Consider the following 19813-nt stretch of genomic DNA (forward strand, 5'->3'; position numbering starts at 1 on the left):
AGGTTGCTTTCTCTCTCGTAATCAATTATATTGATCAAGTAATCAAACATTTAATCATTTTAAACAGGCGGGATACCATGAAAGAATACGACGAGCAGGATGAGCTGCTGGAACAAAAGAAAGCTCTAATACAGGAGATTCGTAAGTCTACAGATATTTTCAAAGCGATGGCGGATCCGATCCGACAGGATATTCTGATGATGTTCATGATATCCAAACGAATGAATGTAGCACAGGTTGTCGCACAATCTCCCTTATCCAGACCAGCTGTATCCCATCATTTGCGCATTTTGAAGCAGGCTGGAATTTTATATTCTATCAAAGAAAAAACAGAAGTATATTACCATTTGTCTTTTGATGATGCAGTTATCAAGCAGCTTCAATCTATCATTCAGGCTGCCGAAAGGGTTATCCATCATCCGGACAAAAACATATTGGAGTAACAAAATTGACTTTCTTACAGAAATGAAAGAGAGTCAATTTTTTGAATATAATAATCAAAAGTTTAATCATTTGATCATAATAAAGGAGGACATTAAATGAACTATTCACAAAAAACGGCAATCGTCACTGGAGCTTCTTCGGGAATTGGTGAAGTATTCGCCCATGAGCTTGCCCGAAAAGGATGCGATCTCGTATTGGTAGCTCGCTCGGAGGAGAAACTTCAACAGATCGCCGCGAACCTTCAGAATACCTATTCTATTCGTGCTGCTGTCATTTCTGCCGATCTTTCTACAATCGGCGCAGATGATTATATCAAAGGAGAAATCGATAGGCTTGGCCTATCGGTGGATATTCTTATCAATAATGCAGGGTTTGGCACACTCGGTCGATTTGATGAGATTCCTCTGGAACGGATCAGACGGGAAATGCAGCTGAATATGTTGTCTTTAACAGGATTGACACAGCATTTTCTGGGAGAGATGAAGGATCGTAGAGAGGGAGTAATCGTAAACGTGGCTTCTCTCACTGCGTTTCAGCCTGTACCCTATATGGCAGTATACGCAGCTACCAAAGCGTATGTTCTTTCTTTTACGGAAGCCTTGTGGGCGGAATATCAAGACAGAGGTGTACGGATTATGGCATTATGCCCCGGCGAGACCAAAAGTTCCTTTCATACGATGTCCGGTTCGGATCATCTGACCAGTAAAAGAATGGAACCGATCGATGTCGTCAATGCAGCCTTTCGAGCCATTGATAAAGATTGCAGCAGCATCATTGCAGGACGTAGCAATTATATCATGGCTCAGCTGCCCAGATGGCTCCCACGTAACACAGTTGTCCGCCTTATGAAACGCGTATTTCAATCAGCTTTGTCTGCTGGCGGAAACCATTTATGACTGCCGCTTCTGTTGGGTATGCATCTGACGGTGCAGCACATATACCTGCTCAGCCAGCTCGGGAACCGGCCCATCTACCGGAGTATCGCGAATGACCTGCTCGATGGATAGTGTATGTACCCGGGAAGGCTCGTCATTCCACTCGGCAAGCCACTGTTCCAGCTGTGCAGACGAGCTTGCATAGACGATACGTCCAAGGCCTACCCATCCATGGGCAGCAGCACACATAGCGCAATGCTCGCCTGATGTGTATACTGTTGCGCGTGCACGTTCTTCGGGTGGCATATGAGCGGCCGCCCAACGGGCCAGAGCGAATTCGGGATGCTGCGTATCATCTCCTCCGGCAATACGATTATAATCCTCTGCGAGCACTCTGCCATCTTCCGATACCAGAACAGAACCAAATGGAGCATTGCCGCCATTCAGTGCTTCTTCAGCGAGTTCAATACAGCGTTCTAAATAACGTAAATCCTGATGGGTAATCATGAGATAACCTCCTGTTTTAAATAAGCTTTTTTCCAGTTATTAACCTTCGAACGAGGAGAACACGCACAGTTATTGTAGACCACTTTATAAATGAAGAAGAATATATCGATAAATTTAATGATCACTTAAATAAACTCGAACATGTGGAAGAAAGAGAAAGGTATCTCACATTGACGCTTTTTTTTCTAAGTTAGTACATTTGAAGGAAAAAAGGGTAATAGCATTAGAGAATCAATGTTAGAAACGATTCATTGCCAGTTTAAACGGTAAAAAAGCGAGGTTATCCTATTGTTCACCCTTATAGCTGCAAGGTTTCTTCGTCTTTTCCCCAATCAGGCGAAAAAGACGCCCATGCTCTCCTTCGAGCCAGTGAAGGAAAAAAAAGAGATGAAAGTAGAGACATCTGTAAAACTCACAGATATTTCCTTCTACTATCCCTCGGAATCCAAACTGAAAAAACTCCCGTTGTATATTAATTTTCACGGGGGAGCGTTCATCATGTACGAAAAGGAGATGGACGATCCGTACTGCCGTTACCTGGCCAACCGGACAGCATGCATCATTGCGAATGTGGAGTACGCAAAAGCGCCGGAGTATCCTTTTCCCAACCCACTCGAACAAGTCTATGAAGTGTTTCGATGGATCCAGAGCAGAGCCGACGATTTGAATATCGACACGGAAAAAATGATGGTCGGCGGACAAAGTTCGGGAGCCAATCTGGCCGCTGCTCTCTGTCTCTATTTGGAGGAAAAAAAGGAAAAGCAGCCGCTGCTTCAAGTGCTATCATGTCCGATGCTGGATTTTGCGACTCCGCATGCCAACAAGCCGGAAACGGACAAATGGCGGGCACGGTATCCCCAGGCCGCTCACTTTTTGAACATGTGCTACGTCCCGGAAAAAGGTCAAGCAGAGCACCCTCTCGCTTCTCCGGTTCGCGCTGTCGTAAGCAATCAGCTGGCACCTGCCCTTATTCTCATCGCGGAGCATGACGCCTTCAGGCCGGAGGCGGAATGTTATGCGGAGAAATTAAGGAAAGCTGGGGTACATATTGAGGAAAAAGTATTCAAAGACTGCAAACACGCATTTACCCACCTGGGTCCAAAAGACAAAGCGGAGGAAGCCTGGGAAATGATCGCACGTAAAATCAGAGAAACGGCGAATGAGCGGCATGCAGAATAAAGTAAGGCATATGCCGGCTTGGCGCAACAATGAATACCATTCTTGATTGATGGAAGGGGAAACAAGACAAGTGAAAACGACAAACAAAAACGTAGTGGTTATCGGAGGCGGACTTGGAGGACTGTCAGCTGCAATTTCGCTGGCACAGGCAGGATATGACGTATCTTTATATGAAAAAAACCATCACATCGGAGGGAAATTGAACCGACTGGACCAGGACGGTTTCGGTTTTGATTTGGGCCCGTCTATTCTGACAATGCCTCAAGTGTTTGAACATTTGTTTGCTGCCAGCGGCAAATCGATGAAGGACTATGTTCCGATCGAAAAGCTGAATCATCAATGGCGTTCCTTTTTCCCTGACGGAAATATCATCGACCTCTATGAAAATCTGCAGGACATGCAGGAGAAGAACGATTCCTTGAGCGAAAAAGATATGCGCGAGTATCAAAACCTGCTTAATTATTCCAAAAAAATCTACAACATGACGGACAAAACCTATTTTAAGCATGGTGTAGATAGCACGAGAGAAATTATGAAGCATACGACCCTGTTTGGCGCGTTGAAAAATTTCGATTTGTTCTCTACTGTTCATGGAGCTATCGACAAGCGGATCAGCAATAAACAATTGCGCGATATGCTGTCCTACTTTATCAAATATGTGGGTTCGTCGCCTTACGACGCACCGGCTGTTTTGAATATGATGATTTATATGCAGCATGATCAAGGATTATGGTATGTACCCGGCGGGTTGAATAAACTGGCAGACGGTTTGGTGAAGCTGGCTGAAGAAGTGGGCGTTCATTTTCATCTTGGGACACCAATCGTCAAACTCGAAAAAAACAACGATGAAATCACGGGAGCTTTTTTGGAAGATGGAACAAAGCTGACTGCAGATTATTATGTTTCCAATATGGAGGTCATCCCGGTTTATGAACGCTTACTGGAAGAAGACAATCGCTTTGTAGATAAATTAAAGAAAAAATTCGAACCAGCCAGTTCTGGTCTCGTGCTGCATTTGGGCGTGAAAAAAAGCTACCCTCAGCTTCGCCATCATAATTTCTTTTTCGCAGAAAATATGAAGCAGCAAATGCAGTCCATTTTCCATGAACATACCCTGCCGGAGGATCCAGTTATTTATTTGGTTAATGTTAATAAAACCGATCCGTCGCAGGCTCCTGAAGGACATGAAAATATAAAAGTACTGCCCCATATCCCTTATATTCAGGATCAGAAACCGTTCACTCAGCAGGACTATGAACAATTTGCCGAACGAGTTCTGATCAAGCTGGAAAAAATGGGCTTGCACGATTTGCGGGCCAATATCGTGACCAGAGATATGTGGACGCCGGAAGATATCAGAAAAACGTATGGCTCTGATCGCGGCGCCATTTACGGAACGGTGTCAAACCGCAAAAAAAATAAAGGGTTCAAGCATGCCAAACAAAGCGAACGTTATAACAATCTGTATTTTGTAGGCGGAACGGTGAATCCGGGAGGCGGAATGCCTATGGTTACGTTAAGCGGCCAGCTTGTCAGCAAAAAAATTGTGCAAAGGGATGTTTCCCATGCCGGACAATGAACATCGTTTTCTGCAGACTTTGCCTGAAAGGCAGCGGGAAGAACTGCTATCCAAAGGCATCCCTTCAAGCGAGATGCGCAAAAAACAGCTTTTAAAACTGAAAAATATCATTGTAGAGCGCGAAAAAGAACTGACCGATGCGCTTTATTCCGATTTGGGCAAACCGGCGTTTGAATCTTTTTCCTCGGAGCTTGCTGTCCTGTTGAACGAAATCGATTATGTGTGCAAGCATTTGAACAGATGGAACCGATCGACAAGCTCCCGGCACCTTAAATTGGGCTATGTGGAAGTTCTTCGTAAAAAGAGGCATCCGCACGGGAGTGTATTGATCATCGGTTCGTGGAATTATCCGGTCCAGCTTACCTTGATGCCTGTGATCGGGGCTATCGCCGGCGGGAACTCCTGCGTCATCAAACCGTCCGAATACGCGCCGGCAACGGCTGAACTGCTCAAAGAAATCATCAACCAGGCATTTCTACCCGAACACGTTCATGTGGTGACAGGAGACGGACATGTCGCCAGTCAGCTGACTTCGGCTCCGTTCGATCTGATTTTTTTCACGGGCAGCGGGCAAACGGGCAAGCTGGTCGCCGATCAGGCAGCCAAGCAGCTGACACCGGTGATTTTGGAACTCGGTGGGAAAAACCCATGCATTCTTGACGAAACCGGCTTTTCAACAGCTGCGGTCAGGGACATCGTCTGGGGGAAATTCCTCAATACCGGCCAAACGTGCATTGCGCCGGATACTCTTTTCGTCCATCATTCCGTTTATGAGAAAACGCTGGATGAAATTTCTGCTGCGCTGTCCGCTTTTTACGGCGAGCAGCCACAAGCAAGCAAGGATTATGGCAGAATCTGTACCGATGCCCATTTTCAAAAAGTGGTTGAATTTATCGACCAGGGTACGATTCGGTATGGCGGCGCACATGATCAAGCCGATCGGTTTATTGCTCCGACCGTATTAACGGATATTGAGCCGGGAAGTTCGGTTTTGGAAGAAGAAATTTTCGGACCTGTTCTTCCGGTCATTCCCTATACCGATTTGAATTCATTATTATCCAGTGGCAGTCTTCAGCGCGATGCGCTTACCGGATACATATTCAGCACGGATAATAATCGAATTGAGCAGTTTAACGAATATATGCGCTCCTCGACGATCAGCGTCAATCAAGTGATCCATCATGCCGCAAGTCCCCATATCGCATTTGGAGGAGTCGGACAAAGCGGATACGGCGCTTACCATGGCAAAGCCGGTTTTCTGGCTTTTAGCTATGAAAAGACGAATGTTCGAACCTATCATTACTTGCGCTTTTCGGGTAAATTTCCGCCTTATTCCAAGCAAAATATGAAAGCTTTAAAAAAGTTGAGAAAGCGGATTCTGTAAACAACTGGTATCGAGACTAAGAAAACAGGATGCGGAAATGAGGATTTTGTATGAGTAAAAAGGTAATTGTCATCGGAAGCGGGGTGGCGGGGCTCGCTTCTGCTATAAGGCTTCAGGCAGCCGGCTATCAGGTTGAAATTTATGAAAAAGGCTCAACGCCTGGCGGTAAAATGAATCGCATTGAGTTGGAAGGCGGATATACATTCGATTTGGGACCGAGCATCGTGATGATGCCGGAGATCTACCGGGAAATCTTCGAAGTGTGCGGCCGTGACCCGGATGACTATATTCCCATGGAAAAACTGGATCCGATTTATCGGGCTTATTTTAGCGATATTCCCGATGAACCTTTTGATATCTCTACTGACATGACCAAGTTGACCCAAACGATCGAAGCGATCAGCGAAGAAGATACAGCAGGCTTTTTTCGGTATTTGCATGAAATTTACCAAAAATTCATCATTGCCAAGCATTACATTCTTCCTAGGCCTTTCCGCAAAAGGAAGGACTTTTATAACCTCCCAATGCTGAAGAAAGCATTAAAGCTGAAACCTTACGACACCGCAGATAAATTTGTCGGTCGATACATCAAGAACCAAAGGCTGAGACAGATGATTAGTTTTCAAACGTTGTATATAGGCATTTCTCCGCTAACCAGTCCTTCTTTTTATACGATGATTCCGATGCTTCAATTTTTGTATGGAGTATGGTTTATCAAGGGCGGGATGTATACGATGGCTCTGTCGATGGAAAGGCTCTTCAAGGAGCTTGGAGGAATGATTCATTACGGCAAAGATGTACAGCAGATCTCTATTCAAAATCAAAAAGCAGAAGGGATTGTCGTGGACGGACAAAAGATCTCTTCGGATTATGTCGTTTGCAATGCGGACTTCCCGTATGCGATCAAGCATTTGGTACAAGACAAGCCTGCCAAAGGGACATATACGGATGAGAAAGTCGACAGCATGCAGTACTCTTGTTCATGCTTTTTGTTGTACCTCGGTATGAACCGAAAGTATGAAGAAACGGATCATGTGCACAACTTTATTTTCAATGAAAACCTTGACCAGAATCTGAAAGATATTTTTGACGGAAAAAAACTGACGAATGCTTCTTTTTATGTATATATCGCTTCGAAAATGGATTCTTCCCTGGCTCCTGAGGGGAAAGATGGGTTGTATATTCTGATGCCTGTATCGAATGCAAAGGAATCCAATTATGAATGGGATGAGGAGACAGTCGCTTATTATCGCAGTTACATTTTAAATGAATTAAAGAAGATTCGTGGTTTTGAAAATGTGGACAAGGAGATTGTAACCGAAACCCATATCACGCCACTGGATTTCAGTTCCAAGTTCAATGCGTATAATGGCGCTACATTTGGTTTGCAGCCCATTTTAAAACAAAGCAATCATTATCGTCCGCAAAGCAAAGCGAGCGACTGCGAAAACTTGTACTTTACCGGAAGCAGCACGCATCCCGGTGCCGGCGTTCCAATCGTGCTCCTGTCAGCCAAAATCGCCGCTCAGGAATTGATCCAGGATGATACAGGCGAGCTGTTTGATTATTCGGTGAAATAAAGAAAGGTGGCGAATGTTATAACGGCTTTGGACATTATTAAACTGGCGATTGGATTCGCGGCACTTATAGCCGGTTTCCTCGTATTCTGGTCGCTGCCTGTGCCTCTTTCCTCCTCCAGGAGCGCGAACGGCCTGCCGTTTCTGTCCATCATCATTCCGGCCAGAAATGAAGAAAGCAGGATTGTGCCTTTGCTGCGATCTCTTCAGGAGCAGCGGTTCACTGAGTTCGAAATTCTGGTTGTGGATGACGATTCATCAGACAGGACCGCTGCTGTTGCGGAAAGCTTCGGCGCAAAGGTACTGCAAAACGAAGGAGCAGGAAAATCGTCGGCCTGCTGGTACGGGGCTGAACAGGCCGAAGGAAGCTGGTTATTATTTCTGGACGCGGATACAAAATTTGAAAGCGCAGACGGATTAAGCAATCTGCTGCAATTCTATCGAGACAAGGGAGCCAGAGGCATTACGGCGCTGCAGCCTTTTCATACGGTAGAGCGCTGGTATGAACATCTCTCCGTTATTTTTAACATCATCGTTGTAACAGGAATGAATCTGTTTACCGTTTGGGGGTCGCGGTTTAAAACGGCTGGTTCGTTCGGTCCGTGTATTTTATGCAATCGCGACGATTATTTTTTGTCCGGCGGGCATAAAAAAATCGAAGGAGCCATCATGGATGATCTGGCACTGGGAGAGGCGTTTCTTGAACAAAACCTTCCTGTACGCTGCCTGGGGGGGAAAGGTATTATATCTCTGCGCATGTATCCCGAAGGCATTGGCAGTCTGATCGAGGGTTGGTGTAAAAGTTTTGCCGTCGGTTCCAAATCGACGCATCCGGTTGTCATGTTCATGGTCATCTTATGGATATCCGGCAGTTTCATTGCTGCATCCGCTCTAGTTTCTTCCCTGATAGGATGGAATCCTGCTGCGATCCTGTTGAGCGGGATATTATATGTGCTGTATGCCATTCAGACAGGATGGTTTGCCGGCAGGGTGGGGAACTTCAAAAAAGCGATTTTTCTTGTTTACCCGATATGGTTTGCGTTTTTTATAGGCATCTATTTATATTCCTTTATCAGGGTGAATGTTTTCCGTTCCGTGAGTTGGAAAGGTCGCAAAATCAAAGTCTGAATACTGCGTGATGTAAGCTAATTATTAAATCCAGTTTTTGGGAGACCTCTTGTACACTTTTTGAACGCCTGACGCATCCGGATATCGTGGCTGCACTGCAGCAAGCCGAAAAGCGCAGTGTCGTTCGGATCATTGCGGATCAGTCGCAGTCCCAGGGCAAAGCTATAACGGAAGCACTGAAGATTCTGGGTAGCAGCGGCGCAGAGATCAAGGTCAATACACATAGCGGTTTGATGCATCTAAATGTACCCTATAAGATGACCTTTTAAAAGAGTCCGTCTTGTAGGGTACATTGGAGGTGTACATATCAATTGTGATTTGATTCTTGAAGAGCATGAATATCTTCTGGAAAAATGTAAGAGATCAGTTGTTGGAACTTTCCTTGTTGGAACATAGATAATAAAAGTTCCTTACAGTTCTCCTCTGGACCCAGGTCAAAAATGTTGTTGATAATCCTTAGAACCTCATCTTGTGTAGGGGGCTCTGTTCGAAACAACTCCAGAGAAAATTCATGAGTATCATTCTTTTTTGCATTCAAGAATTCTATTTCTTGATTAATTCTACTCGTAAAGATAGAACATGCAAATTCTGCTTTTTCCCTTTGTTGTTCAGAAATCCCGAAACATAATAGCTTATGCCAGTAAGGATATTTGAAGTTAGGAGGCATAATTATAGCAAGACGCTTCAAGTTTTTTTCAAGAGAATACATTTTTTCTTGAAGTTCTATTAATTCTGCATTGATTTTCTCTTCCATATTATCCATCCTTATAAGATATCTGTTTTAAACAAATACACTAATCAGAGCTATAACTCCATCGGTAATAGATTCTGTTATACCATGATTTTTAGTTACACTATATAGTTTATTATAGAGCTATTTGTAAATCCAGTTAGTAGCAAGGTTTTCAAGCTCTAAGGCTTCATCAAAAACGTCCGCAATATTATGTAAGTTCTTTTTGAAGACAACAGCAGTTTCTGCATCAAAATATTCATTGATTGCTTTTTGTACCCATCTATTATTTGCTCCTGATCTTAATGCTGAAGAGATACCTTGAATAGCTTTTTTTAGATAAATATCGTTGCCAACCTTGTGTTTCAATTGAATTTTTTTATCCAGCCGGAGATTCAATTAGTGGAGGCGGGCTTTGAGTTGACGGTGAACTATTGCTTGATGGAATAGAGACAGAATCAGAAGCAAAAGCACTTGAAGAAAACCCAACTAGCATAACAGAAGACATAACAACAGCCACTTTTTTTTGCATATTCGTTTTAAAACATTATTACACATCCTTTTATTGTTATTTTTAATACATAAATATAGTAACGTAGAAGGGACGTTGCTTTGATAAATAACTTTTCTACGCATTTTACTTTGAATTACATTTTCTATTACAACCTGATATGGGAGTAAGCTCATAATTAAATTCATCTCCCTATATATGTAGTGAAAGAATTCGTTTTTATAGAAAAGCAAAAAATCTGACACAGGCTCAGTTGGGAGAAATGGTAGAATTACCGCAACCTTATGTTGAAGATATTGAGCGTGGAGAGCGTAATATCTCTTTAGATAATTTACAAAAATTTCTAGTAGCTTTACATATTACGCCTTCACAGTTATTTGAAAACTATGATAATAAACAAACTAAGGAATTGGCAGACATGTTAAATCGCGTTCAATTGTAATGTATTCTTATAATCATTACAGCGGGCTTATTTTATTTAAATATTGGGAGTATCAAAACATTAAATAACATCAATAAAAGAATTAAGATGAGCAAGCACTAAATAGTAAAAAAATAGAGTAATATACTTTAGTATTAAAAATACGATATATGAGCAATGATTATGGTTATAAGATAAGATCAAATATAACTAACTTCAAATCTTATATACATAATCACAAAACTCGTATTTTGTACATATGTATATATTTTGCGATTTACACTCTTACTTATAATTTCTCCATCCCAAATTCCTATATTATTTATACATTTTGCCGGATCATCTCTTTATTCATGTTGTAACTCCCTCTAAATTATGAGGTTTGAAAACGATAATACTCAATAGCGCTAAATGAGCTGTTGTCCTCCAAATCGTATTCTTAATCTCGTTCCGAGAAAGTACTTGTTAATCAGAATAAATATTCGGAAGCTAATTTAGTTGTAAACATCATCATTATGTAATCCGTCTTGGGTTCCATTCTGTACTCTCCTAAAGTCTCAAGCAGAGTCTGGACTTAGGTTTATTCCTCCTATTTCCATCCACTGTTATACTTCCATTATAATACACCCATCCTTTAAAGGAGTGAAATCATTTGGAATCTTACAGAACTAATGACAGAGTAACCAACAAGGAAGACCCGAACATCGTTCATAAATCAAGAAAAGGGCTGCTTGTTTTTTTCGCATGGCTTGTTCCTCTAACATTCCTCAGCTATGTACTTGCGATCTATGTAGCACCTGTATTTGCGCTTCTACTGATGTGGTCACCAGGATTGTCCTCTCTCCTGACCCGCCTTTTGCTGCGTGAAGGATTTACAGATATTTCATTTCGATTTCGAGGTAACTTAACCTTAAAATCAATCCCGTTTGTATTACTTTTCCCGGTGATTATTGGAATACTAGCGTACGGTTTGGCATGGATAACGGGTCTGGTTGACTTCGTACCAACGGACAACTCCTATATATGGCCGTTAGTGGTAAGCATTCTTTATCAGTTGTCTGTGGGCACATTATTCGGTATGATCAGCAGTGCCGGGGAAGAATTGGGATGGAGAGGATATATGCTCAGCCGATTAATAACAGCAGGCGTACCGAAGCCCATTATGACAAGCGGATTGATCTGGGGAGCTTGGCATATTCCCGCTATTCTGTTAGGCAGTTATTACTCCGGCCCTTCATTAATCTTGTCCATCCTCTTATTTCTGATCACGATTAGTTCATTTAATTTTATTATTAGCCAAATCCGCTTAAGCACTGGAAGCATCTGGCCAGCCATCCTGTTTCATGCTTCCTGGAACGCTGTGATTCAGGGTTCATTTGATGCATCTACCAAGGGAGAAAATGCCTATTTATGGACAGGTGAGTCAGGTATATTGGTTGCACTTATCATGGCATTGGCTGCCTGGATCTTTTCCAGAAAATCAGGTTTCATGTATCGTACTTACTGAAAGCAATATACAATATGTTGTTAAAATCAACATAAACGATGAAACTGATATACTCCCCTTATAGTAAAGATGTTGAATTAGGCATATTACGTTTAAATTGGAGTTTATATGTCTATCTCGCGACACTCCCTTATGTCTTATTAACAACTTCACATAAGCTTAGCAAAAAATAAGCAGCCTGCTCATCTGCAGACTGCTTATTTATTTTCAAACAACGTTAAATACCGTTATTTGACCATTTATATTCCTTTACTCATTTTCTTGCCACTGATTCGTATGATTCTCCGTTTACATCAAATTTTTCAAATAATCGAATATCGCCTTCGTTTCCTCGTAGGCGACGTCCCCATTGATTGACATCGTTTCGAACGTTATACCTTCATAATTGGTAACCAGGTAATCCTGAGACTCAAACCCCAAAAGTTGATAAAAACGTCTCCGCTTCATTCGTTGATCATGATTAATAAATTTGGGGTGCACCTCTTCAATATTCAGGCAAATTCGATAGCCGGAGTATTTACTCTTTATCTCAGTAATAACGGCTTTTCCGTACCCTTTACTTTGATAGCCTTTACCAATTGCCAGATACAATACGTAAAGCATATCTTTCTCTATGATGAGATAATTCATTCCCACCAGCGTGTCATCATCATATATTCCATAAAACAAATGGTCGGTATCATTGCTGATCTCTATCAATTTGTTATACGGCACCATCTCTTCTACAGGAAATGAATCCTCATAGATCTTTTTGATCTCATCCCTATTCCCGTTATTCACTCTTTTTAATACGATAGTCATATAGTTCTCCTTTCTCTAGTTTCCAAAAAGATCCCTTTCTTATCCCGGCGGTTAGCGTTTAATCCACCACTGGCTTTCGGACTTTACCTTCTTTCTTTCCATACAACATGTAATACAGCAAAAGCGTAGCCAGTATAATAAATCCCAGTATGGCATACAGACCTCGATATCCTGCCGCTGGAAGGATCAGACCGATAATAGATGGGCCGAATCCGTTCCCCAGATCATAAAATATAAAGAACGTCGCCGTGGCTAGGCCGACCCGGTGAGGATCGGCTAATTGGATCGCTATCGTCTGCGTGACGGAAGAGATATTACCAAAACCCAGAGCAACAAGTGCGCCTACCAATAACAGTGTAAAACTGCTGTTAACTGAACCAAGAAGAAACATTCCTGCTGCATATATAATAAGAGCCGGATATAAAATAATATTAGCGCCTCTTCTGTCCATTATTCGTCCTGTAAAAGGCCGCGAAATTAAGACAAAAACCGTATATACCATGAAGAAGAAGCTGGCTGCGTCTATTAACCCTAACTCCAAAGCATATATATTTAAATAGGACACAATGCCGGAAAAACAAAAGGTCATAAAAAAGATAATAATGGCAATCGGTATGACTTTGGGCTCAATAAAGTCAGAGATTCGTATTCCCTTTTTATTGTTCTTCACCATCTTGTGCGCTGCAGGGAACTTCAAGAAAAATGCGATTATTAAGCTGAACATTCCAAGCAACAAACTTAAAGAAAAAATCATATCAAAATTGGAATTCCGAATCAAAACCAATCCAATAAATGGACCGATGCCTGTAGCCAATGCCGTACTGATTGCAAAGTAACTGATCCCTTCCCCTTTTCGTGATGAAGGAAGGCTAAGCACGACCACGGTACTCACAATGGTAGAGATAATCCCCACTGTAATCCCGTTTAAAAGCCGGGTTAGTATGAGAAAGTTAACATTCAGATGGACGAAATAAAGTAAAGTGGTAACAATCAATAAAAACAGGCTGGTCATCAATATTTTTTTGGAATGGATTAGACGTCCTGTGAACAAACGACCGACTAAGGAACCGATAATAAAAATACCTGCGACGATACCCGCCTGCCCGGTTGATGCATCAAATTCCTTAATGACATACAGCGTTATTGTCGCGTTTAACAAAAAGAATATTAATGTCATAATAAAATTGACAACTGAAAGAATAATAAAGTTTTTCGTCCACAGTTTAGGATTCGTTGGGTTCATAGCATATTCTCCTATCTGCAGATTTTCCTAAGGGGTCAAGATGTGATGCGTGATGCGATTTATACTGCACGTTCACTATTCGCAGTACAATTCAAAAACTGCAAATTAAAACGTATACGCCTCTCCGTCTTCCGGAACGAATAAGCTGGAGGTAAATCCCTTTTCTTCTGCAAAGCTTTTTAGTTCCTGTCTGGATAATGTCCAGTGATTCACGGCTTCCATATGGACGGAGATAATTTTGGCGTTAGGAGCCGCTTGATGCACCTCGTACACATCTTCTTTGCCCATGATCAATGAGCCTGCATCGTGCCAACTATTGTCTCCAGCGTTCAATACGATGATCTCGGGAGTATGGGAATTGATTTCGTTCTCCACTCCTTCATACCATACGGTGTCTCCAGCCAGGTACAACGTCTTCTCGCTTACGTGTTTGAAGACAACACCACATACCTCACCCATTATGTTTAATAAATCTTCCCCTCTGCCATGCTCGCCTTTCGTTTTGATTAACTGAATTCCTTTAAAATGCGTATTTTCCGTGAGTACTTCCACTTGCTCAAAACCGTCATTTTTAATTTTTGCGGCATCTTCTTCATTTTGTACAAAAACGTTAATGTTTTTGGGAAGTACGGCTTTGGCTATATCATCGTAATGATCCAGATGCAGGTGAGTCAGGATCACAGCATCGATATCTTTGATAATCTCGTGAACAGACATGGGCAGATCAACGATCGGATTTCGCAAATCTTCTCTGATGCCCGCCGCAAATGGATCATACAGGCCTTTATCCGCGAGTAATGGATCGACCAGGAACTTTTGACCTGCGTAGTGAATAAGAATGGTGGCGTTTCGAATTTGTTGAATATGCATGTTGGTATATAATTCTCCTTTTGTTTTTAAGTTTTGTTTGTTAACGTTGATAAGTTTATACTAGATACAGCCTTCAAATACACAGATTAAATAAAGTGTATGGGCCGTTTTACTTTATTTTTAAAGGAGATGCGTTACGTTTGGATCAGACCGATAAACAAATTATTGAAGAATTGAGTCGGAATAGCCGAATTACGATGAAAGAATTAGGGGGAAGAGTTCACCTCACTGGACCTGCAGCAGCAGCCCGGGTAGAAAAACTGGAGGATAATGGAGTTATAGAGGGATACAGCATCAAGGTTAATCAAGCCAAATTGGGATGTTATACGTATGCCTTTTTAAATATTTATATCAAAGATACACACCATCATCCCTTTCTTACCTTTATTCAGTCCAAAAAAGAGTACATCCTGAATAATTACAAAATAAGCGGTGATGGATGTTATCTGCTGGAATGCAGGTTCCCGAGTAATGAAGTGTTGAATACCTTTTTGGTGGAGTTGAACCATTACGCCAACTACAAACTATCCATTGTCATCGATAAAACCTTGTAAATTCCCCCTTATACAGTTCTCTCCAGCTCATTACATTTTAAATAAAAAAAGAGCGGCACAAGCCACTCTTTTTATTTAATTTCTTCTTCATTTGCTTAAGATAAGTGCCAATTGATCTGAGGTCAATGCTATCGCTGTACCTTCATTGAAGGAGTGAGCTTTTTGATATTGCAAAGGTGTTAACAACTTCCCCTGATTATTAATATAGCCAAATTTGCTGCCTGTTTTCGTTTTGATACCTACTGCGGCTATGCCGTCAGCAAAAGAAGAAGCTTTGGTATATTGATAGCCAATCATCATTTTGTCCTGTTTATTATAAACGGCTCCCAGCCCTTCGCTAAAGCTTTCTGCTGAAGCATATTGAAAAGGAATGACTACTTTCCCTTTCATATTAATATAACCCCATAATTCCCTTTATTGTCCTGTACAACAGCCGCATTTTCAAAAAATGGACGGCCGTAACTGTATTGATAAGGAATAACAAGAGCTCCCTTTTTATCCAAATACCCAATTTTACCGCTGTTAGGTGCATAGGCTAAAGCTAGGCCTTCGGTAAAATAATAATTCGAACCATAAGATCGATCTAACACCGTCACTTGTTTTCCTGCTGGATTAATAAAAGCTCCTTTGTCTTTTCCATCCTTTTTAACAAAAGCAATACCATCCGAGAAACTACTTGTTTATACATAAGTACAAGGAATGATTAGGTTTCCTTTTGTATTGATATAGCCAGATAAATTGGTTGATGTATCCTCAACTAAAGCACGTTGATTATGGAAATCCGATACGGGAACTATATGATCTGCCAAAGTAAAAGCTTCTTTTCCTTGAGCATTATAAAATACCATTGTACCATCCGCTTTGGCTGCTAAAAGGAATCCATCATGAAACATGCCATCACTTTGTGTAGGTACCGTCGTATACTCTATTTTTTTACTTCCTACCTTCAAATCAGTGAGAGCCTTTGCATTTGTCGCCCTGGCAGACATAATGCTAGTTTGAGAGTCCTCGGAAAGTGGCAAAGCATGTATTGTACTCATGGAAGAACCCATTGTTAACGCTAGTGTTAAAGCAAAGGCTGCAGCTATTTTCATATTCTTCTGATTCATTGTAATAATCTCCTTTATGTACCTATTCGCTTAAATAGAAGAAAAGTCTCGTACATATACGTATACGAGACTTTTCAATAGTTGCATCAATCTTTTCTCTTAGTCATACTTGCCAGTTTGTAGAAAGTCTGTAGTACTCATTACGCTCAACTCTTGTTTATCTTCAGAGAACTGCATTTTTTTAGCAAGTTCCTTTTTGTTCACTACATATGTACCTGCCATAAGATCGTGCAAGCCCTGCTTATGTTTAGTGAAAGCTGCTATGATATAACCGATATAAAACAACAGATAGCTGAGTACCTTTCCCCAGTAACGCCCGCTTGCTTGGTCAAATCCAATAGGATTAAAGTGCACATCAACCACAACAATTTTGAAAAGCATCTTGCCTGGTGTGGCCTGGAATTTAGAGCGTTCGAAAAATCCATAATAAAACCAAGGCAGTATAAAACAGCATATGATCCACGCTATCATGATGAACGCCTGAAGACTACTTAACTCATCGGTGGGCGACAACTCATAATTGAATCCCATTGTGAGTCCTATGGCCACTATGATTAACGTGTAAAGCCCGGTAGTTATAATAGCACCATCTATTAGATAGGCTATCCACCTCTTCCAAAAAGCTGCATAAAATGTTTTTCGATATTGTTTGAATTTCTGCTGTTGTTCCATTAATTCTGCATAACTTGTATTCTGTTTATTCATGTTTACTTACAGTCCTCCGATAATTCTATTTTATTTTGGTTGGATATAACATTCCCACTCCCTTTCTCCAATGTCTAATTTTATATAATCGACCATCTTATGAATATTCTTCTATAGTCCTATATTAATGTTGACATCGTTTCGGAAATGCGCAAAATCTCTTACATATAAAAAAAGCCCGCCCATAATAGGCAGGCTTTTGCTTCGTTTCTCTGCTTGCTGTTACATTGAAGGATTGGCCTCCCGCTCGAAAAAGTTGCCAATCTCCACAATCATGGCACCCATGCGCTCCAATTCAGGAACGACCATACGGGTGACTCGGCGCAGTTGTGTGGACAGCCGTTAACAGCCTGTTTAATTTGTGTTATACAAAAGCCGCAGTTCATATAAACCAAATGCACCCGTCTTATTCTTTATCGAGAGCAGGAATCCTTCATATTCACCTGGAGGAACCGGATAGGGTTCGTACCTGTCAAGCATTTCCCTATCGAATTTTCTAACTCCAAGATCTTTCCATTTGTCGTTCTGCAAACCATAAATCTGGATATCCGCTACACTGAAAGTCGGAAGTTGGATGCTATGCACATTGACCGGATCCGGGAAAATAATGCTAATGGTTCCATCTGCCTTGTAACCCATACGAGGGGCCCAGTGTGTGGTGAAATCTCCGTCAATCGCTTTTTCAGGAAAATTAAAGCTCTCCAGACCGTAATAGCCGGTAGCAGAGACCTTAGTGCCTTCCGGAACCTGATCACCTATCGGATACGGACTGATCGGTACCTTGGCTAAAATGGAAGGTGTGTATTCCTCTCCATATACGATGGCAGTCACTGTCGAGAAGTTCATAGGATACATATTATTTAGGCCTGCAAGCGTATAGCCGGTATAGGCATCCTTACTCACAGTCACACTCTGCTTTGGAGAGGAGAACCAAGAATTGTGGTCATAATCGATTCTGTATTGTTCCGCTCCTGGAAACGGATCCCATGACAGTCTCACCTGTCTATCTCCTGGAATACCCTTCACATTTTGCACAGGTGGTTTATCAGACAGAAAAGACACTTCATGGATATATACAAGCTCTGTCTCCGACTCCGTCATGAGCCGGATATGTGTGTACCATCCAGGTTTTACCTGAATAGGATCAATTAATATCGGTGTGTTCCCGCCCGGAAGATGAACGGTAACGCTTCCGATTTCCTGCTCTTCTCCAGTATTCGTATACCTTCCATACACTGTGTAGGTACGGTCCATCTCTCTGATCGATGAGGCCATCAGCTGAATACCGTTCAGGTATATTTTGGAATAGGCGTGCAGGAACATATTGTCGCTGGCCATTCCGTAAGACCATGCTGTTTTGGGATCACCATCTACCGCTTTGTTCCAGTTCTCTTTTGCCAGTATGTTGCTGCCTTCAGCTTCTACATAGTTTTTTGGCGAAAATCCCGGCATAGGGACAACTGCTTTCTCCTTGGAATAGAATGTCCTCTCACCATTCACCAGAGCCGCAATCTGAAAATAATACATTGTTCCATTCGTAAGACGGGGAATGACCGTCTGTCCGTACGTATCGCTTGATGCGGAAATAGTCTGACTGTACTGTCCAGGACTTATACCATAACGGATCGTATAACTCTCCGCTTGCTTGATTGGCTTCCAACTGAGTGATACCTGTTCATCTCCACGCTCAGCTTTTACCCAAGCAGGACCAGACAGACGGGCGGCAGATTTCGCATAAGCCGAATAGGGAACAGAACCGCCATAAAAGACAGGCAGCAGTAAAATCATGCTTATCACATACAATCGCACATTATGAAATTTTGCTTTCATCATAACCCTCCAGTATTCATAGTATGACGCGGAGTGAGCATTCCGTTTACTGCCTAACCTCCCTTGTTATGTATTTGTTTTAAGCATAATCAATCTCTTTCGGCAAATAAAGAAAATATTACCAATAAATAAAATATATAATCGATAAAAAGCAGCATCCAGAATTATTGTATTTTTGCAGTCCATGATACAAAAATCATGTATAGAAAAAGGAACGAAGCAGAAGTGATCTGACTTCGTTCCTTTTTAATTCCTTTCATCGAAAGGTCTCCTCTGTCTATCGAATCGAGAAAACTTCTTTTCTTAATAACGCTTCCGGTTTCTTGCCGATCGGGTCGCTATGGAAATAATCGCGAATGACTCTGTCCTTGAGATAGTTGGCGATCGATATTATGATCATCCCCTGATCAAGTGCAAGATACGCTTTGGTCAGCTCTCCAGTCTCTACATTGACCGAGTCGTAGAATCCGTATTTGCCAGCCATGTTGAATTTCTTGAGCGCCTCGATGTTTTTCCATGCTTCTTTAGGAGCATACTCCAATGCAAGGAATGGTACCCATTTCTTTTTCATTGATGACTATACCGGGCATGAGTGCTTCGAATTGTCCGTGAAGCTCGGGATAGGCTTGTCCTATGACGATCAGACCGGCTGACAGCCAGCTATTATCCACCTGGGAGATGAACTCGCCCCAATCCTTTTTGAGCGACCCATCTTCTGTGTTGTACCAGTTATAGAACAGACCATTCCATTTATCCATTTGTACCCGTATCCGTGTAATCTGCAAAATATTGATATGTCTTTTTTGTGATCGTTTTCAATCCTTGGTTGAATCCAGCCTTTTTTCTGCTTTGTGAGCGG

23 protein-coding genes are annotated in these 19813 nt (G+C 41.8%); 10 read left to right on the plus strand and 13 right to left on the minus strand.

What is annotated here, in order from left to right:
• Positions 1-77: 77 nt before the first annotated feature.
• Together WH45_RS09695 and WH45_RS09700 are read left to right on the plus strand one after the other, a co-directional pair.
• Complete coding sequence (locus tag WH45_RS09695) at positions 78-443, plus strand: ArsR/SmtB family transcription factor (protein ID WP_046214164.1); 366 nt, start codon at positions 78-80, stop codon at positions 441-443.
• A gap of 96 nt (positions 444-539) precedes the next feature.
• A complete protein-coding gene (locus WH45_RS09700; RefSeq protein ID WP_046214165.1) occupies positions 540-1340 on the plus strand; it encodes an SDR family NAD(P)-dependent oxidoreductase in 801 nt (266 codons plus the stop codon).
• Here the strand turns inward: WH45_RS09700 and WH45_RS09705 are convergent.
• Positions 1335-1826 carry a nucleoside deaminase gene (locus WH45_RS09705; RefSeq protein WP_046214166.1) on the minus strand — a complete coding sequence of 164 codons (492 nt, stop codon included), beginning with the start codon at positions 1824-1826 and terminating at the stop codon, positions 1335-1337. The genes WH45_RS09700 and WH45_RS09705 overlap by 6 nt on opposite strands.
• 387 nt (positions 1827-2213) lie before the next feature.
• Between WH45_RS09705 and WH45_RS09710 the strand changes: the two genes are divergently transcribed.
• From WH45_RS09710 to WH45_RS09730, 5 genes are all read left to right on the plus strand, one after another.
• Positions 2214-3005, plus strand: coding sequence for an alpha/beta hydrolase (locus tag WH45_RS09710; RefSeq protein ID WP_046214167.1), 792 nt, complete (start codon positions 2214-2216; stop codon positions 3003-3005).
• Positions 3006-3075: 70 nt separating this feature from the next.
• Complete coding sequence (locus tag WH45_RS09715) at positions 3076-4584, plus strand: phytoene desaturase family protein (RefSeq protein WP_046214168.1); 1509 nt, start codon at positions 3076-3078, stop codon at positions 4582-4584.
• Positions 4571-5968, plus strand: coding sequence for an aldehyde dehydrogenase family protein (locus WH45_RS09720; RefSeq protein ID WP_046214169.1), 1398 nt, complete (start codon positions 4571-4573; stop codon positions 5966-5968). Before WH45_RS09715 ends, WH45_RS09720 begins: the two co-directional genes overlap by 14 nt.
• Before the next feature lie 50 nt (positions 5969-6018).
• Positions 6019-7548, plus strand: a complete 1530-nt coding sequence (locus WH45_RS09725) for a phytoene desaturase family protein (protein ID WP_046214170.1) — start codon at positions 6019-6021, stop codon at positions 7546-7548.
• A 6-nt stretch (positions 7549-7554) separates the two neighbouring features.
• On the plus strand, positions 7555-8673 hold the full coding sequence (locus tag WH45_RS09730; protein WP_235338330.1) for a glycosyltransferase family 2 protein: 1119 nt from the start codon (positions 7555-7557) through the stop codon (positions 8671-8673).
• A gap of 307 nt (positions 8674-8980) precedes the next feature.
• Here the strand turns inward: WH45_RS09730 and WH45_RS09740 are convergent, their stop codons facing one another.
• Together WH45_RS09740 and WH45_RS09745 are read right to left on the minus strand one after the other, a co-directional pair.
• Positions 8981-9427 carry a hypothetical protein gene (locus WH45_RS09740; protein ID WP_046214172.1) on the minus strand — a complete coding sequence of 149 codons (447 nt, stop codon included), beginning with the start codon at positions 9425-9427 and terminating at the stop codon, positions 8981-8983.
• Between the two features lie 120 nt (positions 9428-9547).
• A complete protein-coding gene (locus tag WH45_RS09745; RefSeq protein WP_046214173.1) occupies positions 9548-9772 on the minus strand; it encodes a hypothetical protein in 225 nt (74 codons plus the stop codon).
• A gap of 353 nt (positions 9773-10125) precedes the next feature.
• On the opposite strand from WH45_RS09745, the gene WH45_RS23130 reads away from it, so the two are divergent.
• Positions 10126-10356, plus strand: coding sequence for a helix-turn-helix domain-containing protein (locus tag WH45_RS23130; protein WP_268748570.1), 231 nt, complete (start codon positions 10126-10128; stop codon positions 10354-10356).
• Positions 10357-10987: 631 nt separating this feature from the next.
• Positions 10988-11842: a CPBP family intramembrane glutamic endopeptidase gene (locus WH45_RS09750; RefSeq protein WP_046214174.1), complete on the plus strand. Its 855-nt coding sequence runs from the start codon at positions 10988-10990 to the stop codon at positions 11840-11842.
• A 288-nt stretch (positions 11843-12130) separates the two neighbouring features.
• Here the strand turns inward: WH45_RS09750 and WH45_RS09755 are convergent, their stop codons facing one another.
• The 3 genes from WH45_RS09755 to WH45_RS09765 form a co-directional block, all read right to left on the minus strand.
• Complete coding sequence (locus tag WH45_RS09755; protein WP_046214175.1) at positions 12131-12643, minus strand: GNAT family N-acetyltransferase; 513 nt, start codon at positions 12641-12643, stop codon at positions 12131-12133.
• 58 nt (positions 12644-12701) lie between these two features.
• Complete coding sequence (locus tag WH45_RS09760) at positions 12702-13886, minus strand: MFS transporter (protein ID WP_046214176.1); 1185 nt, start codon at positions 13884-13886, stop codon at positions 12702-12704.
• Positions 13887-13991: 105 nt separating this feature from the next.
• Positions 13992-14756 (minus strand): MBL fold metallo-hydrolase, encoded by a 765-nt coding sequence (locus WH45_RS09765; protein ID WP_046214177.1) that lies wholly within the window; start codon positions 14754-14756, stop codon positions 13992-13994.
• A 140-nt stretch (positions 14757-14896) separates the two neighbouring features.
• Between WH45_RS09765 and WH45_RS09770 the strand changes: the two genes are divergently transcribed.
• On the plus strand, positions 14897-15310 hold the full coding sequence (locus tag WH45_RS09770) for an Lrp/AsnC family transcriptional regulator (protein WP_082096664.1): 414 nt from the start codon (positions 14897-14899) through the stop codon (positions 15308-15310).
• Positions 15311-15397: 87 nt separating this feature from the next.
• Here WH45_RS09770 and WH45_RS22810 read toward each other — a convergent pair whose 3' ends face one another.
• The 7 genes from WH45_RS22810 to WH45_RS23905 form a co-directional block, all read right to left on the minus strand.
• A complete protein-coding gene (locus WH45_RS22810; RefSeq protein ID WP_052723703.1) occupies positions 15398-15700 on the minus strand; it encodes a WG repeat-containing protein in 303 nt (100 codons plus the stop codon).
• Positions 15697-15906, minus strand: coding sequence for a WG repeat-containing protein (locus WH45_RS22815; protein ID WP_052723704.1), 210 nt, complete (start codon positions 15904-15906; stop codon positions 15697-15699). Before WH45_RS22815 ends, WH45_RS22810 begins: the two co-directional genes overlap by 4 nt.
• 84 nt (positions 15907-15990) lie before the next feature.
• On the minus strand, positions 15991-16419 hold the full coding sequence (locus WH45_RS22820) for a WG repeat-containing protein (protein ID WP_052723705.1): 429 nt from the start codon (positions 16417-16419) through the stop codon (positions 15991-15993).
• A 99-nt stretch (positions 16420-16518) separates the two neighbouring features.
• Positions 16519-17124 carry an RDD family protein gene (locus WH45_RS09780; protein WP_052723706.1) on the minus strand — a complete coding sequence of 202 codons (606 nt, stop codon included), beginning with the start codon at positions 17122-17124 and terminating at the stop codon, positions 16519-16521.
• Positions 17125-17478: 354 nt separating this feature from the next.
• The gene (locus WH45_RS09785) at positions 17479-18957 is read right to left on the minus strand and encodes a fibronectin type III domain-containing protein (protein ID WP_152663529.1); all 1479 of its coding nucleotides are present in this window, start codon (positions 18955-18957) and stop codon (positions 17479-17481) included.
• Positions 18958-19231: 274 nt separating this feature from the next.
• Positions 19232-19525 (minus strand): glucoamylase family protein, encoded by a 294-nt coding sequence (locus WH45_RS23900; RefSeq protein WP_235338332.1) that lies wholly within the window; start codon positions 19523-19525, stop codon positions 19232-19234.
• Positions 19479-19712, minus strand: coding sequence for a hypothetical protein (locus WH45_RS23905; RefSeq protein ID WP_046214180.1), 234 nt, complete (start codon positions 19710-19712; stop codon positions 19479-19481). The genes WH45_RS23900 and WH45_RS23905 overlap by 47 nt, the downstream gene beginning before the upstream one ends.
• Between the last annotated feature and the right edge of the window lie 101 nt (positions 19713-19813).

It is taken from the genome of Paenibacillus wulumuqiensis (genome assembly GCF_000971965.1).
GTDB lineage: Bacteria > Bacillota > Bacilli > Paenibacillales > Paenibacillaceae > Saccharibacillus > Saccharibacillus wulumuqiensis.

What these genes read in the sequence shown, in the direction of transcription:
- WH45_RS09695 (WP_046214164.1), top strand. Translation starts at nt 78, where the DNA reads ATGAAAGAATACGACGAGCAGGATGAGCTGCTGGAACAAAAGAAAGCT.
- WH45_RS09700 (WP_046214165.1), top strand. Translation starts at nt 540, where the DNA reads ATGAACTATTCACAAAAAACGGCAATCGTCACTGGAGCTTCTTCGGGA.
- WH45_RS09705 (WP_046214166.1), bottom strand. Translation starts at nt 1,826, where the DNA reads ATGATTACCCATCAGGATTTACGTTATTTAGAACGCTGTATTGAACTC.
- WH45_RS09710 (WP_046214167.1), top strand. Translation starts at nt 2,214, where the DNA reads ATGAAAGTAGAGACATCTGTAAAACTCACAGATATTTCCTTCTACTAT.
- WH45_RS09720 (WP_046214169.1), top strand. Translation starts at nt 4,571, where the DNA reads ATGCCGGACAATGAACATCGTTTTCTGCAGACTTTGCCTGAAAGGCAG.
- WH45_RS09725 (WP_046214170.1), top strand. Translation starts at nt 6,019, where the DNA reads ATGAGTAAAAAGGTAATTGTCATCGGAAGCGGGGTGGCGGGGCTCGCT.
- WH45_RS09740 (WP_046214172.1), bottom strand. Translation starts at nt 9,427, where the DNA reads ATGGAAGAGAAAATCAATGCAGAATTAATAGAACTTCAAGAAAAAATG.
- WH45_RS09755 (WP_046214175.1), bottom strand. Translation starts at nt 12,643, where the DNA reads ATGACTATCGTATTAAAAAGAGTGAATAACGGGAATAGGGATGAGATC.
- WH45_RS09760 (WP_046214176.1), bottom strand. Translation starts at nt 13,886, where the DNA reads ATGAACCCAACGAATCCTAAACTGTGGACGAAAAACTTTATTATTCTT.
- WH45_RS09765 (WP_046214177.1), bottom strand. Translation starts at nt 14,756, where the DNA reads ATGCATATTCAACAAATTCGAAACGCCACCATTCTTATTCACTACGCA.
- WH45_RS22810 (WP_052723703.1), bottom strand. Translation starts at nt 15,700, where the DNA reads ATGAAAGGGAAAGTAGTCATTCCTTTTCAATATGCTTCAGCAGAAAGC.
- WH45_RS22820 (WP_052723705.1), bottom strand. Translation starts at nt 16,419, where the DNA reads ATGAATCAGAAGAATATGAAAATAGCTGCAGCCTTTGCTTTAACACTA.
- WH45_RS09780 (WP_052723706.1), bottom strand. Translation starts at nt 17,124, where the DNA reads ATGAATAAACAGAATACAAGTTATGCAGAATTAATGGAACAACAGCAG.
- WH45_RS09785 (WP_152663529.1), bottom strand. Translation starts at nt 18,957, where the DNA reads ATGATGAAAGCAAAATTTCATAATGTGCGATTGTATGTGATAAGCATG.
- WH45_RS23900 (WP_235338332.1), bottom strand. Translation starts at nt 19,525, where the DNA reads ATGAAAAAGAAATGGGTACCATTCCTTGCATTGGAGTATGCTCCTAAA.
- WH45_RS23905 (WP_046214180.1), bottom strand. Translation starts at nt 19,712, where the DNA reads ATGGATAAATGGAATGGTCTGTTCTATAACTGGTACAACACAGAAGAT.